Below are 13,704 nucleotides of genomic sequence, written 5' to 3'. Positions count from 1 at the left end.
TACCGTCCTCTCCTCTCCTCTCCTCTCCTCTCCTCTCCGTGTCCCACCGCAGCGCTCACTACCCACCTCCCGCCAACTCACCACGCAACACCGACCGCCTCGCTCCGCCCGCCACAAACGGCCCTACTCGAGTACACCTGCCCGCACATTACATACAGTACCTCTGCCCGCCCATCACAGCACCCCGCCTGCTCACTCACAGCACCGCTGCCTACAATATCGCGGGTACACGCACCAATTCGAACACCCCGTAGCTCCGCACCGCTTCGCTACTCGTGTCGGCAAGTCACGACACTTTTGCCAGCCTGCGATGACGAATGGATATGACCGATACACCCCCACGCGCCTCGCTTACGATCCGCCGCGTCGACCAGTCCGATGCGCCGGCGCTTACTGCCCTCTACCGTCGTGCGTACCAGACCGCTGCCGACGATGGCTTTCCGTCGAGTATGGTCGATATCGAAGCCGAAACTGTCTCTTCGTGGCTCGAGCGTGACGCGACGACCATCATCGCCGAAACCGCGGACGGCGAGCCGACCGGCACCGTCCGCCTGCTCGAAGAACGTGACGTTCCCTACGCCGAACGCCTCGCAGTCCATCCCGACTGGCAGGGCCAGGGCGTCGGCAGCCACCTGATGGACCAACTCGAGTCCATCGCCAGCGAGAAGGGCTACGACCGCCTCCAACTCTCGACCTATACCGGCCATCCGTTCCTACTCGAGTGGTACCGCGAGCGGGGCTACGAGCAGACGAACACTCAAGAGATTGCGGATCGGCCATACGATATGTGTTCGATGGAGAAGTCGCTATAGCGTGCTCGCGGGGGAGGTGAATGAGTAAATATTGTTCAGCATTTTATCGATATTCTAGCCAAAAGACCACTACGGGTCAGTGAGGGAGATGAGAATCAATTATATGTGGGGCGGTGTGAATACTCTGGTATGACCGTAGGACCAGCGATTGACGATCTTCACTTCAGCCAGGAACCTGACGTCGACGAGGTACCGGGACCGAAATCGAACGAACTCCGCGACCGGCAGCGAAATGTCGACAGCAACGCCGTCGCGTATCCCCGTCGCGTTCCAATTGCACTCGATGAAGCACGAGGTGCGACGATTCGAGACGTCGATGGCAACACGTTTCTCGACTTTTTCGCAGGAATTGGTGTGCTGAACGTCGGCCATTCGAACCCGTACGTGCTCGATGCCGTCAAGTCGCAGTTAGACGATGTCGCACATACGATCGATTTCCCGACAGAGGCGCGAATCGACCTGATCGACAAGCTCCGTGAGATCGCACCTGGTGGGCTCCAGGGCTCGAGTAACGTCGTCTTCGGCGGCCCGAGCGGGAGCGACGCGATTGAGGGTTCGATCAAGCTCGCAAAGCACAACACTGGCCGCCACGGTGTGCTGGCGTTCGAGGGCGCGTATCACGGCACGACGGCCGGCGCGCTCAGCCTCACCTCCGGCAAGAAGTACAAGAAGAACTACAGCCCGCTACTCGCGGATGCCGTTCACGTCCCGTATCCGGACCCGGAGGGCACTGAGGACGGAGTTTCTGTCGATCGCGCGCTCGATGCCGTCCAGCGGAAGTTTGAGGACCCCTATGGCGGTCACGAGTCGCCGGCGGGAATCTGGGTCGAGCCGATTCAGGGCGAGGGCGGCATCAACGTCCCGCCACAGGGATTCCTGCAGGGGCTGCGTGACATCGCCGACGACAATGATGCGCTGCTCGTCGTCGACGAGATTCAGACCGGCTTCGGCCGTACCGGTGAGTGGTTTGCCTCGGATCACTACGACGTGACCCCGGACGCGGTCACGATGGCGAAGGCACTCGGCGGTTCCGGCCTCCCAATCGGCGGGATGCTCTACCACGAGAAGTTCGACACCTGGGGCCCCGGCGGCCACGTCGGGACCTTCCGCGGCAACGCACCCGCAATGGTCGGTGGCATCCGTGCGATCGACTACATCGAGTCGCACGACCTGCTTTCCCACGCGACCGAGCTCGGCGAGTACATCCGTGGTCGCTTCGCCGAAGTCGCGGAAACGACGCCGGAAATCGCGGATGTCCGTGGGAAGGGACTGTTCGTCGGCGTCGAGTTCGTCGACGAGGACGGCACGCCGGCGGACGACCTCGTCGAAGAGATCCAAACGCGCTGTTACGAGAATGGTGTCCTCGTCTGGAGCGCCGGTCGCTACGGCAACGTGCTCCGACTCATCCCGCCGCTCGTCCTCACCGAGCAACAGGCGGAGGTCGGTACCGACATTATCTGCGCGGCGATCGACTCGAGTACCGATTCGAACTGATCTCGGCTTCGGGTTCACGTTCGCAACTTCGGATTTGCGCTTTTGTCAGACGGCTACTCGGAGCTATTCGTTGGCGAGCTTCAAACACCAACCCAGGCGGACACCGCCCCAGTTGAGTTGCCAGACGGCGTCGTTTCTGGGCTAACGATCGACCCTGCAGGAACCCAAGCGGCGATGACGGTTTCGTCGACCAACCTGAACGACTCGATCTATGCCGTCGAGTTGGAGACGGTTGCTGACGGCGAGACACCAGCGGTGGAGCGCTGGACGGTTCCCTCCTCCGGCGGCGTCCCGCTCGAGCAGTACCACGAGCCCGAACTGATTCGATACGAAACGTTCGACGGCAGGGAGATTCCAGCGTTTGTCACCCTTCCTGACGACTCCGAAGCGGGAGCGGGGGAAGGAGAGGATAAGGAAACGGAAGAACGAGAAGAAACGGGAACGGAAACGACACCAGTAATCGTCGACATCCACGGCGGCCCACACTCCCAGCGACGCCCGTCGTGGCAAAACCGGCCCATCCGCCAGTACTTCCTCGACGCGGGATACGCCATTTTCGAGCCGAACGTTCGCGGTTCCTCGGGCTACGGGAGCGAGTACGCCGCACTCGACGACGTCGAGAAACGAATGGATTCTGTCCGGGATATTGCACACGGAGTCGAGTGGCTCCGCGACCACCCGGAGGTCGACGCCAACCCGATCGTCTGCTACGGCCGTTCCTACGGCGGCTTCATGGTGCTTGCGTGTATCACTGAGTACCCCGATATCTGGGCGGCTGCCGTCGACTTCGTCGGCATCTCGAACTGGGTGACGTTCCTCGAAAACACTGGCGACTACCGCCGGCCCCATCGCGAGGCAGAGTATGGCTCACTCGAGTCCGATCGTGGGTTTCTCGAGTCGATCAGCCCAATTCACAAGGTCGATCAAATTGCGTGCCCGCTGTTCATCCAACACGGCGCGAACGACCGGCGGGTCCCGGTTGATGAGGCCCGACAGATCGCTGACGCCGTCGAAGAACAGGGTGTCTCTGTCGAAATCTGCATCTTCGGGGACGAGGGCCATCACACGACCAAACTCGAGAGCCGTATCGAGCAGTTCGAGCGAATCGGTGCGTTCCTCGACGAACACGTCTGATCCAAGACCGAGGCGTCCCGTTTGTGATCAAAAGTACCTGACTACCATACAGTTACGAGCTTAAACATATTCATCACTCTACTCAAGAACAGTCGTTCACATGGACAGTCAAAGGGGCAGAACGACGGGCCTCCACTCACAAACCGTCTCACTCTCGCGAGGGTACCGAGTACAGAACTGTACAAACGTCAACACTACTTCTCTATGTCGGCCAAAGGCTAGCACAACCCACAGCTATTCGACTTCGGAACGACAATCCCACGACGAACAATGACAGGCATCGACCCAGATCGATTTCGAGACACGTTCGAAACGTACTCCGACATCGGCCGCACCGATAACGACGGACTCCACAGACTCACGCTTTCAGAGGCCGACATCCGTGTTCGTGAGCAACTCGTCGGCGACCTCGAATCGGTTGGGGTCGACGTTCGAATCGACGAGATTGGGAATATATTCGGTCGGCGGGAGGGAACTGACCCCGACGCTGCGCCGGTACTGATCGGTTCTCACCTCGACTCCCAGCCCTACGGCGGCCGGTTCGACGGGCAACTCGGCGTTCTGTGCGCCCTCGAGACGCTCCGCGCGTTCGACGAGCACGATGTCGAGCACCGCCGCCCCATCGAACTCGTCAACTGGACCAACGAGGAAGGATCGCGATTCAAGCCGGCGCTAATGGGCAGCGGGACGTTCGTCGGCGAGTTCAGCGTTGAGGAGACGCTCGCTCGCACCGACGCCGACGGGACGACTGTCAAGGAAGCACTCGAGTCGGCTGGCTATCGCGGCGACGCCGAGTGCGGTCCGCGCGAACCCATTCACAGCTACCTCGAACTCCACGTCGAGCAGGGACCGATACTCGAGGAGCACGGTCAGTCCGTTGCGGTCGTCGATGGAATTTATGGCATGTCCTGGCTCGAGGCAACCATTGAGGGGACGTCCGATCACGCCGGTCCGTCGCCGATGCACTCGAGACGCGATGCATTGGTTGCGGCAACCGACGTTGTACAGGGAATCCGTCGACTTTCGAATCGCTACGACGACGTTGTGACGACGGTTGGTGAACTGACGGTCGAGCCCGGTTCGATCAATGTGATTCCATCAGAAGTGACGTTCACCGCAGATGTTCGCAGCTACGACGACGCTATCGTTGCTGAACTCGCCGAGCGTGTCGAGTCCGAACTTGAGGCGGCCTGTGCACGCGAGGGAACCGAATACGAACTCGAGGAACTCTGGCGAATTGAGCACACGGAGTTCGCCAAGTCCGTCCGGACTGCCGCCTGCGAGGCAGCCGAGGAGTCGGGTGTTTCGTACCGGTCTATGGTCGGTGGTGCCGGCCACGATGCGAACTATCTGACCGAGGTGACGGATGCGGGGATGCTCTTCGTTCCGAGCGTCGACGGCCGGACTCACAACGAGGACGAGTTCACGGAGTGGGAGGATGTGGTCGCGGGAGCGAATACGTTTGCGGAGACGACGCGTCGGCTGTCGCAGTAGGTTCGGTTTCTGGCTCGCTTCGCAGCGGGACCGAGTCTCTACTTAATAATGTCTGAGAACTCACCAATCAGCCATCTACTCTCTTTTGTTACATAGTGGGCGGTGCTGACGTTCGCGCTCTACACCGTCGTCGCAATGTTGCTCACCGGCTTTGGCTTCCCGCTCGTCGCGACGATTTCCAACGGCGACGATGTCAAAGCGGAGTTCTCTGAACACCTCGGAAAAGCCGCCTTCGGCTTCCGTGAGGGTGCGATTATTCTCGCACCGATCGCGGTCATCATCGCCTCGATCAACGGCGTCGTCAACATCCTTGAGGCATCGGGCGTTCCGGGCGTGCTCTTGCTTGCCCTGCTCGACCTCTCAGGCGGTGTGATGATCGTCGCGCTCATCCTCGTGCTCGTCATCGGCCAGCTCCGTGAGCCGCTGCTCGCCCGGTTCGGTAGCGGCTCGACCGCTGAGTCCGAGCCCGTCTCCGGGACGAAAGACGAGCTCCTCACTCCTTTCTGGCGTCTCTCACGCTGTCCGTTTTGTTCTCAGCTGCCACGAGACACGACGCATATTGGGTCCCTCGACTGCACGACCCGAGTTGACCGACGAGCTGCCTACCCACGCCCTTTCCCACTCCAAAAAGTAGTTCGCGTTGCAGCTGAACCGCCGCTCCTCGATGCTACGGCAATCGTCCAGTCAGCGCCTCACTCGCCGGCGCGAACGAAATCGTCGAGCCAATCTCCTCCTCGAGTGCCCGTTCGTACAGCATGTGTGCTGCGGCAACGGTCTCGATCCCCGTCCCGCCGCTATCGAACACCGTAATCTCGTCGTCACTCGTCCTCCCCGACGCTTCGCCAGCAACAACCTCACCGAGGTCGGCGTGGACGTGACCTTCCGTGATCGCACCTTCCTCGAGTGCGGCGAGAAATGCGCCGGCGTCGTAGGTGGCCCGCTCGCGCAGGTCGGGCACGTAGGTCGCTCGTTCAATCGTTTCCGTGTCGAGTTCGCGATTTCCTTCCTCGTACTGCCCCATTGCCGTCACGTGAGTGCCCGGCTCAAGGTCGTCGCCATCGAAGACCGGTTCGCTCGCTCTCGTCGCCGTGATGACGATCTCTGCTCCATCGAGCGCGGCGGTACTCGAGTCCACCGCGTGGACGTCGGCCGAGAGTTGGTCATCAAACTCGTCAGCGAACGCCTCTCGGTTCGCTCGTGTGGACGAGAAGATGCGAATGTCGTCGAGGTCACGGACGGTTGCAGTGGTGTGGAGCTGGCCGCGTGCCTGCGAGCCGCTGCCGATGACGGCGAGCGTTGTAGCGTCGTCGCGGGCGAGTTCGTCGACGGCGACGGCACCCGCAGCGCCGGTTTTGAACGGGTTCATGCTCGCGCCGTCGAGGACGGCCAGCGGTTCGCCGCTCTCGGCGTCGAACAGGGGCGTCATGAACCAGGCGTTGCCGGCTCCGAAACCGGAGCTGTACATGTAGCCACCCATCGCGCCGGTGTCGGGGAGTAGGGCGGCGTAGCTCGTGAACATGCCGTCTGGATCGGTTCGGTTGAACTTCTGACGGGGGGAAGCCGGTGCACCCTCGCCGATCTGCCGGTAGCCGTCGCGAACTGCGGCGACGTAGTCTGCTGGTGATGCAAGTCCGTTGATCTGTTCGCTGGTGAGGAACAGGGTTTCTGATTCGTTGTCTGTCATACACAGAGTTTCTTATTCTGTATAGAAAAAGGCGCGTGATGCGGCGACAACGGCTCGCGTTGCTCCGTTTCCAACGCTTTGGTGCTATCGAACGAGTTGTGTTGTGTCAGTTCGTATCATCGCGACACAGCGATCGGGTTACCCAGGGACTGTCTCCGTCACCTCGCCCATGGTCGATTGTCGTACCCAGATAGGATTTTAGTGTAGCACGGCTTACAGACGATATGACGACAGCAAAATGGCTGCTTTCAGCACTGTTGCTACTCCAGGCCCACTTTGCGGCGTCGTATCTCGTGCCGCTAGACAGGGAGGTGCAGCAAGAGTTTGGTGGCCTCTTGCGGTGGGTCTGGCCGTGGAGTGATGGTGACAGTGGATTGCTTGGCCAGCTTGCGGTGTCCGCCGACTTACCGCTTGTCGGGTTGTTCCTCGCGCTGACCGCAGCACCCTTTCTTTTTGTGCTGCGCTGGCAGTCATCGACTTCTGGGTGTCGTTTAGCTGGTGGCGGATACTGGCTGGAAGCGGGGCCATCCTTTCGCTGGTCCTGATGGCGGGGTTCTTCGGTGCCACGAAGCTCCTACCGATCGCTCTCAACGCCGTCGTTTTGTGGGCCGCCATAGTCGATTGGCTGTAGGTTCGTCCGATGGTTCTCTCCACGTAACTGCCCTCGCCAGCAGGCGACCAACGCTGGGAACGGCCTGCCCACCCCGACCAAAATGATACAGTCAACTCAGTAATACGTCAACTTGAGCTCAATCTCGTTCGCCGCACCCAGCAACAGGTTCGGCAACTCCTCGCGGAAGTACGTCTCCGTCAGCCGCCTGGCCGGCCCCGCCACAGCGATTGCTCCGTAAATGTCGTCACCCAGAACGATCGGTGCAGCCACGCCACGAACTCGCTCGTGTGACTCACAATCGTTGAACGCCACGCCACGCTCGCGAACCGTCTCGAGGTCCGCCTCGAGTTCGTCGCGTGTCGTGATCGTTTGCTCAGTGACCGCCATCAAGCCACGGTCGTCGATAATTTCGTCCCGTCGATCCGACGGGAGGTGCGCGAGAATCACCTTGCCCGCAGCCATCGTGTGCAGCGGCTTTCGCTTTCCAACCCAGGCGTTCGTTGGCACCCCCTGCTCGCCGACCCGCCGATCGACGTACACCGTCTGGTTGTTTTCCTGAGCGAGCAGCCCGATTGTCTCGCCCGTTTCATCGACCAACTGTTCGAGCACCGGCTCGGCGCACTCGAGTAGCCCGTCGTAGTGGCGCTTGGCTCGAATGCCGATGTCCATGAACTTGAGTCCGAGTCGGTAGCCTTCGTCGTCTTTGACGATGTAGCCGTTCGCTTTGAGTGTCGCGAGGTGTTCGGAGGCGGTGCTGTTCGCAATACCGACCGCTGCTGCGAGCTCTGTCAGCCGTGCGTGGTCACGTGCAGCGAGCGTTTCGATGAGAGCGAATGTGGTCTCAGTCGCCTGGATTCCCCCTCTGCCCTCGGTATTGTGTGTCATTCTCTTGGATCATGTGGTAATATGACCATAATTCTGCCGGTGTCGTCAGTAGTGTCTGTACAACACGTTGGGCGTGTACTCGAATCTCTGCTTCCGATTCCACCCATGTCATTTCACAATCCCTTCCTCTATTTCGACGATGTCGAAACTCTCTAGATATGACGCTATACTATCACGTTGCGTGGCGAATTCGTTGGCCTGAACTTCCGGGTACTCGGCCACATTACAGACGTACATTCGTAATACTGACTGTTGGTACGTTTGTATGGTCATACAGTGCGTTGATACGCACTGAAGCCGCACAAATTCCATACTTACGTCCAGAAATTACTTTCTCTCGTTCCGTTTCAGTTACTTTCCGTCGCGTTCGCCCGACCGAGGATGCCAGCCGATGGGTATTGACATGTTTCGGCCTTGCCGAAATAATTGCGTCGCTGAACTTGGCCGGAAATGAAGTCATTTTCGGGGGTATACCAATCTTTAATTGGTCGTACTGCTATCGTAGGGCCACGTGGTGCCCGATCCGTCGCGCTCTTTGACAGCATTCTCGAGACAGTCGTTGCACTCCGCAAAGACGGCCGCGGGTCGATCCTGCTCACGCTCGCGGGTGGCTGGATCCTCTCGATGGGCGTCCGAATGATCTATCCGGTACTGTTGCCCCACCTTCGGGACGCCTACGGGCTTGATCTGACGACCTCGGGCCTGCTGCTGACTGTTCTCTTTCTCGCATACGCGATCGGGCAGCGAGCCGTCATCTACCCGACCGCGATCCACACGTCGAGGATCGCGAGATGCTTGTCGATTCGTACAATCCGGAGACCGGCGACCCGGTTGTCGCGCCTGCGCTCCCGTTCCGCTTTAGTGCGGGTATTCACGACGGCGGCTTCTCCTCGCGACCGCCGGCCAAGGGTGAGCAGACGGCCGATATTCTGGAGGCACTTTCGTATTCAGCGGCCGATATTGACCGGCTGCACGAGCAAGAGGTGGTCTTTTCGGAGGCATAGCGCTCGGGCTGGCTGTCCCGGCTGAACTACCGTCGCGCTCAATCGTCGTCACATTTAATCGGCGTCACGCTCGATCGGTTTCGAGTATCTGCGCGATCATCTCGTCGGACATATTCGCGATTACTCGGCGGTCCGCTTTTACCTCTTGAATCACGAACTGCGAGGATGTCTCGTTGACGCCGTCAATCTCGACGATGTCGTCGATAAGCGTGTGGAGCTGATCGTGGGTTTGGACCCGTGAGATGACGATGAAGTCGATGTCTCCCATCACGTAGTAGACCTGTGAGATGCCGTCGATTTTGGAGAGTGCTTCGCCGATTGCCTCGGCGTAGCTGCTCTCATGGGAGGCCGTGACGTCCGTGAACACGAGCATGTCGAGTTCCAGCGCGTGCGGATTGACCGTTGCTGCAGTCGCGGTGATCACGCCGCTGTCTTTCAGCTTCGTCAGCCGGTAGTGGATGGTCGACTTCGAAAGCTTGAGTTCCGCCGCAAGTTCCTTGAGGTTCGTTTCGCTCGATTGCTCTACTCGTGCGAGGACTTCGACGTCGGTTTCGTCGAGATCGGCTGCCATCTCGTCTGTTCGACGAACGATGGCTAAAAATTTCGTGCGCTTCGTCGAACGTGCTGAGGATGTGCTCGAAGTAGGGACTGGTCGTCTCGGCGATCGAACTTCGCTCAGCGGCGAGGACGACCGCTGTATCGACGACGCCGTGTCGAAGTCGTGGACGGCGGTCTGGAACGCGTTCGCGCTACTCGAGCCACCGGTTGATACCTCGAGGGTTCGGTCGGGTTCGATGCCGAGTCTGTGGACGAGCGTTGTTGAGACGAACTTCTGTTCCGCCCACGGTCGCGGCGCGGGCATGTAGAGCTCGTCTATCGCTGCGGGCGACAGTCCCGCGTCTGCTAGCGCATCACGAACGTCAGTCAGTGCGAGTTCTTGTTCGGGACTCGAGTGCGTCCCGTTTGGAAGTCGTCCGATACCGGTCACCTGTGCTGTGCGCGAACGTCCCAGACGCTGGCTGTCTGTTACGAGTGCAGTACCATACGCCTAGGTGTGGCTGTGGCTGTGGCTGGGATGGCAGGTATGGGTGGGGAGGGTACGTGCCAGCCACCAACTCCAACGAGAACAGTCAGTTCAGGGGAATACGATGACCGCGAGGAGCAACAGACCGACGAGGAACGCAAATGTGATTCCCTAGCCGAAGAAGTCGGCGGCGAGACTGACAATGACGGAACTGAACAAGGTCGTGATCGACGGCACGACCGGGCTGGTTGCGATCCGGCCGTACATCGTCACGAAAAACGCGAGCGTACATGGGGCAAGCACCGTTTCTCGATATCGCCAGCGCATCATCGAACACCGACCGGTTAACTCGACAGTCACCCGCTCGCAACCCACTGCATCTCGACCCAATACAGTTCGAGTGGCGGGTGTACGCGAGTCGACTCGCTCTTCGTGATACTCATTCGCCGATACTAAGAATGTGGGGGATTCTGAGACGACGTTGAACAGGTGCCGGCGTCTTTCATACGCCGAACGAAAATGGTATGTCGGTGTTCGAATGATAGTGTTCTATGTGCGCATCCACCAAGGAACGTGATCACGTCGTGATCGTCGGTGCCGGCGTCGCCGGCTGTCACGCCGCTAGGAACCTCGCTGTCGACCACGAGGTCACGGTACTGGACCGAAGCGGTATCGCGGCCGAAGCGACGGGGCTCTCTGCGGGAATCGTCGCCCCGACGCTCTTCTACAGTGACGCGCCTGCTGTCGCTCGGTACGCGAACGGTTTCTTCCGCGAGTTCGACGGCTCCCACGGCTTCTCGTTCACGAAACGGGATCGGATCGACGTGATGACTGAATCTGAGGCGGCGGAAGCGCAGGATCTCGCCACCCGACTATCGGAGGAAGGGTTCCCAGTGGCGTACCGGGACTCGAGTGCGATCACGGAGCGCTACCAACAGTTCAATCTCGAGGAGTTTGCGGGCGCAGTGGTGTACGAGGATACTGGCTGGGTTGATCCGTATACGTACACGACGGCACTCCAGAGTGCGGCTCGTGAGCGGGGTGCGACGTTTAATCTGGATGTAGAAGTAACTGATCTGGTGGTTGACGATGGCGATGTGTCTGGTGTCGAAACGGAGTCCGAAACCATCGACGCGGACGCGGTTGTGGTTGCGGCCGGCTGGCGAACGAGTCGGCTGTTGCCCGATGGCGTCGAGGTCCAGATCCGCCCATATCGGACGCAGGTCGTCGTGCTCGAACCCGGGGAGCCGCTTTCGACGGAGTTCCCGCTTGGACGAGTTGGGACCGAACACGTCTACTTCCGCCCGGAGCACAATGGTGACCTGCTGATCGGCGGCGGTCACTATCCAATCGATGACCCGGCGTCGTACACGACGGACGTCGACGAGTCGTTCCGACTCGACATTGCAGATTTCATCCCCGAGTTTGTCGACGGGTTCGAGAAAGCTGGCTTCGTCAATGGCTGGGCGGGAATCGATACCGCGTCGCCGGATACGCGCCCGATTATCGACGCGCCGCGGGATGCACCCGACGGCCTGCTCGTCGCAACCGGATTCAATGGACTCGGTATTATGACCTCTCCAGTCGTCGGTCCGACGGTTCGTGAGCGGCTGACGGGCGACTCACCGTCGTTCTCGACTGACCTGTTCGCAGCGGACCGCTTCGAGGACGTTCCCGAGTCGTTCGAGTACGTCTCGACCTCGGACGTCTAGGGCCTCGAATATGTAGAAAGAGCCTTCGACGCTGGTTTCGTCTCCAGTTCCGTCTATCGCCAGTTCGTGAGAGCGCAATCGCGAGGACAGCACCCGCTGCGGGGAAGACGGCGAGTTCAATTCGGGCGTTGCCGCCGTGGACGACTAACTATTCGTGGCGCTCGGAACGAACGCTGAACTCTCGTTGCACTCCAGTTTTAAGACACCCGGCCCGCTAGAGTGGGTATGGAACAACGGGAACTTGCGAGTATCGGCGTGCTTGGAATCCTCGCCGAAGAAGACCGAGCATCAGTCGAGACGGTTCACGAGCGACTGCAGCATACCTTCGGTCGGTACTGGGGTGCGAGTACTGGGATTCTCGTCCCCACGATCGATCACCTCGAGGAGCAAGGCCACGTCGAACTGACGGCTAGCACGCCAGTCGCGACGTACAAACTGACCGATTCGGGCCAGGATCGACTGCAATCCCTCCTCACTGGGCCAGTTGAAGACGTTTCGCATCCGTCTTTCCGCCCGCATCTCATGCTCAAACTCGGCTTTTTACATCATCTTCCAACTGAACGCCAGCGCGATGAACTCAACCAGATCAAGGATCAACTGCACACCGCCCGTGAGACCCTGCTCGATATCGACGAGACACACGAAACTGCCGTCGAAAATCGTGAGTCGGTCGGATACCGGCGTAATCTCACCGATCTCCGTGTTCGGATTACCGACGCGTTCCTCGCATGGCTCGACGAAGTCGAGCCGACACGCTAGACGAAGGCTGATCACGAGTTGCAGTTTTTGCGCGTCTCCGTACTCGAGTACTTCGATGCAATCATTATTATATACCATATACTCAACTATTCGAGGAAATAAAAACCCTGTGACACTACCATTATGTTATTCTAGAAGGTGTTCAGTATGGTGACTATAGCTCTGATCTTGTAAGTGGACCTTTTGGGCTATCTGTGTCGACTACTCCATTGTTTACTCTGTGGTGTTCGTCGTTCCACAATCGTTATTCTTCTATCTTACTCTGATATATCCATTACTAGCTTTTGACTTACTCTCCACTCCGACAGCTATGTGTACGAACTCCCAGTATTGGTTGCTACTAACAATCACCGTTAATTATATAGCCCCGTTCGTTCTTGGTTAGTTATGTAATCAAATGACGTGAAATAACAACACTATTTGATTACTACACTGTCGAAACGGTACGCGCGGTCTGCGTAGTCACAACAACCGCTTAGACAACACTATACAATGACAGATACACGAGAACAACTGACTGTCGTCCTGCTCACTGCCCTCATGGTGCTTTCGCTCGTCGCGATCGCTGGCACCGGGCTGGCAGGAAGTGTAGCGGCAACGGAGCACAGTGACGCCCAATCAGCTGTCGATGCCGACGAACCAGCGTCGATCGACACCGAACTCGAAGAAGCGAGTGGGACAGAACAGGTGTATATCGTCCTTGATCAGTACGATGGGCAACTGAGTGACGATCGTGATCGTGCGATCGCACAGTTGCAGGAGCATGCTGAGCTGTCGCAGACGGCTGCGGCGGAGGACATCGACGCCTTCGCTGGTGTCGACGTGATCAACACCTACTGGATCACGAACGCGATTCGCGCCGAGGTTGACACCAATGCAGTCGACACGGCTGAACTCGCGACCATCGACGGTGCAGAGACGATTCAGCTCCGTCCGGAATACGAAGTCCCAGAACCGGAGCCATCCGTCGAGCCTGCCCTCGAATCTGACGATGATGAGTACACGTACGGTCTCGATCAGGTCAACGCCTCCGAGACCTGGGCAGACTTCGACACCCAGGGTGAGGACGTGAAGGTCGCTGTCCTTGAT

13 protein-coding genes and 3 pseudogenes are annotated in these 13,704 nt (G+C 59.1%); 11 read left to right on the top strand and 5 right to left on the bottom strand.

The window, feature by feature from the left end; translation table 11 throughout:
* The first annotated feature begins 323 nt into the window (after nt 1-323).
* The 4 genes and pseudogenes from C482_RS03450 (at nt 324) to C482_RS03435 (ending at nt 4,934) form a co-directional block, all read left to right on the top strand.
* Nucleotides 324-812: a GNAT family N-acetyltransferase gene (locus tag C482_RS03450; RefSeq protein WP_006166094.1), complete on the top strand. Its 489-nt coding sequence runs from the start codon at nt 324-326 to the stop codon at nt 810-812.
* 129 nt (nt 813-941) lie between these two features.
* Nucleotides 942-2,306: an aspartate aminotransferase family protein gene (locus C482_RS03445; RefSeq protein ID WP_006166093.1), complete on the top strand. Its 1,365-nt coding sequence runs from the start codon at nt 942-944 to the stop codon at nt 2,304-2,306.
* Nucleotides 2,307-2,354: 48 nt separating this feature from the next.
* Nucleotides 2,355-3,440, top strand: a pseudogene (locus C482_RS03440) (alpha/beta hydrolase family protein); the annotation flags it as partial.
* 270 nt (nt 3,441-3,710) lie between these two features.
* Nucleotides 3,711-4,934 carry a Zn-dependent hydrolase gene (locus C482_RS03435; RefSeq protein ID WP_006166091.1) on the top strand — a complete coding sequence of 408 codons (1,224 nt, stop codon included), beginning with the start codon at nt 3,711-3,713 and terminating at the stop codon, nt 4,932-4,934.
* A 119-nt stretch (nt 4,935-5,053) separates the two neighbouring features.
* Here C482_RS03435 and C482_RS21455 read toward each other — a convergent pair whose 3' ends face one another.
* Both C482_RS21455 and C482_RS03425 read right to left on the bottom strand, forming a co-directional pair.
* Nucleotides 5,054-5,323, bottom strand: a complete 270-nt coding sequence (locus C482_RS21455; protein ID WP_161605589.1) for a hypothetical protein — start codon at nt 5,321-5,323, stop codon at nt 5,054-5,056.
* 278 nt (nt 5,324-5,601) lie between these two features.
* A complete protein-coding gene (locus tag C482_RS03425; RefSeq protein WP_006166089.1) occupies nt 5,602-6,618 on the bottom strand; it encodes an ornithine cyclodeaminase family protein in 1,017 nt (338 codons plus the stop codon).
* A 224-nt stretch (nt 6,619-6,842) separates the two neighbouring features.
* On the opposite strand from C482_RS03425, the gene C482_RS03420 reads away from it, so the two are divergent.
* Entirely contained in the window at nt 6,843-7,163 is a 321-nt protein-coding gene (locus C482_RS03420) for a hypothetical protein (RefSeq protein WP_241431877.1), read from the top strand.
* A 182-nt stretch (nt 7,164-7,345) separates the two neighbouring features.
* Here the strand turns inward: C482_RS03420 and C482_RS03415 are convergent, their stop codons facing one another.
* Nucleotides 7,346-8,116, bottom strand: coding sequence for an IclR family transcriptional regulator (locus C482_RS03415; protein ID WP_006166087.1), 771 nt, complete (start codon nt 8,114-8,116; stop codon nt 7,346-7,348).
* 543 nt (nt 8,117-8,659) lie between these two features.
* Between C482_RS03415 and C482_RS22210 the strand changes: the two are divergent.
* Nucleotides 8,660-8,860 (top strand): annotated as a pseudogene (locus C482_RS22210) (MFS transporter); the annotation flags it as partial.
* A gap of 47 nt (nt 8,861-8,907) precedes the next feature.
* Nucleotides 8,908-9,120 (top strand): hypothetical protein, encoded by a 213-nt coding sequence (locus C482_RS03405; protein ID WP_006166085.1) that lies wholly within the window; start codon nt 8,908-8,910, stop codon nt 9,118-9,120.
* A gap of 64 nt (nt 9,121-9,184) precedes the next feature.
* Here C482_RS03405 and C482_RS03400 read toward each other — a convergent pair whose 3' ends face one another.
* Nucleotides 9,185-9,691 (bottom strand): Lrp/AsnC family transcriptional regulator, encoded by a 507-nt coding sequence (locus C482_RS03400; RefSeq protein WP_049896449.1) that lies wholly within the window; start codon nt 9,689-9,691, stop codon nt 9,185-9,187.
* A gap of 19 nt (nt 9,692-9,710) precedes the next feature.
* Here C482_RS03400 and C482_RS21990 point away from each other — a divergent pair, with 19 nt between their 5' ends.
* Nucleotides 9,711-9,986, top strand: a complete 276-nt coding sequence (locus C482_RS21990; RefSeq protein WP_193787735.1) for a hypothetical protein — start codon at nt 9,711-9,713, stop codon at nt 9,984-9,986.
* 347 nt (nt 9,987-10,333) lie between these two features.
* Here the strand turns inward: C482_RS21990 and C482_RS21605 are convergent.
* A pseudogene (locus C482_RS21605) lies at nt 10,334-10,471 on the bottom strand (MFS transporter); the annotation flags it as partial.
* A gap of 224 nt (nt 10,472-10,695) precedes the next feature.
* On the opposite strand from C482_RS21605, the gene C482_RS03395 reads away from it, so the two are divergent.
* From C482_RS03395 to C482_RS03385, 3 genes are all read left to right on the top strand, one after another.
* Nucleotides 10,696-11,856, top strand: a complete 1,161-nt coding sequence (locus C482_RS03395; RefSeq protein ID WP_006166082.1) for an NAD(P)/FAD-dependent oxidoreductase — start codon at nt 10,696-10,698, stop codon at nt 11,854-11,856.
* 225 nt (nt 11,857-12,081) lie between these two features.
* Complete coding sequence (locus tag C482_RS03390; RefSeq protein ID WP_006166081.1) at nt 12,082-12,615, top strand: helix-turn-helix transcriptional regulator; 534 nt, start codon at nt 12,082-12,084, stop codon at nt 12,613-12,615.
* 492 nt (nt 12,616-13,107) lie between these two features.
* Nucleotides 13,108-13,704 (top strand): surface glycoprotein (locus tag C482_RS03385; protein ID WP_006166080.1); only part of this gene is annotated, 597 nt, incomplete at its 3' end.

The sequence above is a fragment of the Natrialba chahannaoensis JCM 10990 genome (assembly GCF_000337135.1).
Classification (GTDB): domain Archaea; phylum Halobacteriota; class Halobacteria; order Halobacteriales; family Natrialbaceae; genus Natrialba; species Natrialba chahannaoensis.
This window is presented reverse-complemented; position numbering and strand designations above follow the sequence as displayed.

Excerpts from the sequence above, each read along its gene's own strand:
- C482_RS03400 (WP_049896449.1), bottom strand. The coding sequence starts at position 9,691 with ATGGCAGCCGATCTCGACGAAACCGACGTCGAAGTCCTCGCACGAGTA.
- C482_RS03405 (WP_006166085.1), top strand. The coding sequence starts at position 8,908 with ATGCTTGTCGATTCGTACAATCCGGAGACCGGCGACCCGGTTGTCGCG.
- C482_RS03450 (WP_006166094.1), top strand. The coding sequence starts at position 324 with ATGACCGATACACCCCCACGCGCCTCGCTTACGATCCGCCGCGTCGAC.
- C482_RS03395 (WP_006166082.1), top strand. The coding sequence starts at position 10,696 with ATGTGCGCATCCACCAAGGAACGTGATCACGTCGTGATCGTCGGTGCC.
- C482_RS21455 (WP_161605589.1), bottom strand. The coding sequence starts at position 5,323 with ATGAGCGCGACGATCATCACACCGCCTGAGAGGTCGAGCAGGGCAAGC.
- C482_RS03420 (WP_241431877.1), top strand. The coding sequence starts at position 6,843 with ATGACGACAGCAAAATGGCTGCTTTCAGCACTGTTGCTACTCCAGGCC.
- C482_RS21990 (WP_193787735.1), top strand. The coding sequence starts at position 9,711 with ATGGCTAAAAATTTCGTGCGCTTCGTCGAACGTGCTGAGGATGTGCTC.
- C482_RS03425 (WP_006166089.1), bottom strand. The coding sequence starts at position 6,618 with ATGACAGACAACGAATCAGAAACCCTGTTCCTCACCAGCGAACAGATC.
- C482_RS03390 (WP_006166081.1), top strand. The coding sequence starts at position 12,082 with ATGGAACAACGGGAACTTGCGAGTATCGGCGTGCTTGGAATCCTCGCC.
- C482_RS03415 (WP_006166087.1), bottom strand. The coding sequence starts at position 8,116 with ATGACACACAATACCGAGGGCAGAGGGGGAATCCAGGCGACTGAGACC.
- C482_RS03435 (WP_006166091.1), top strand. The coding sequence starts at position 3,711 with ATGACAGGCATCGACCCAGATCGATTTCGAGACACGTTCGAAACGTAC.
- C482_RS03445 (WP_006166093.1), top strand. The coding sequence starts at position 942 with ATGACCGTAGGACCAGCGATTGACGATCTTCACTTCAGCCAGGAACCT.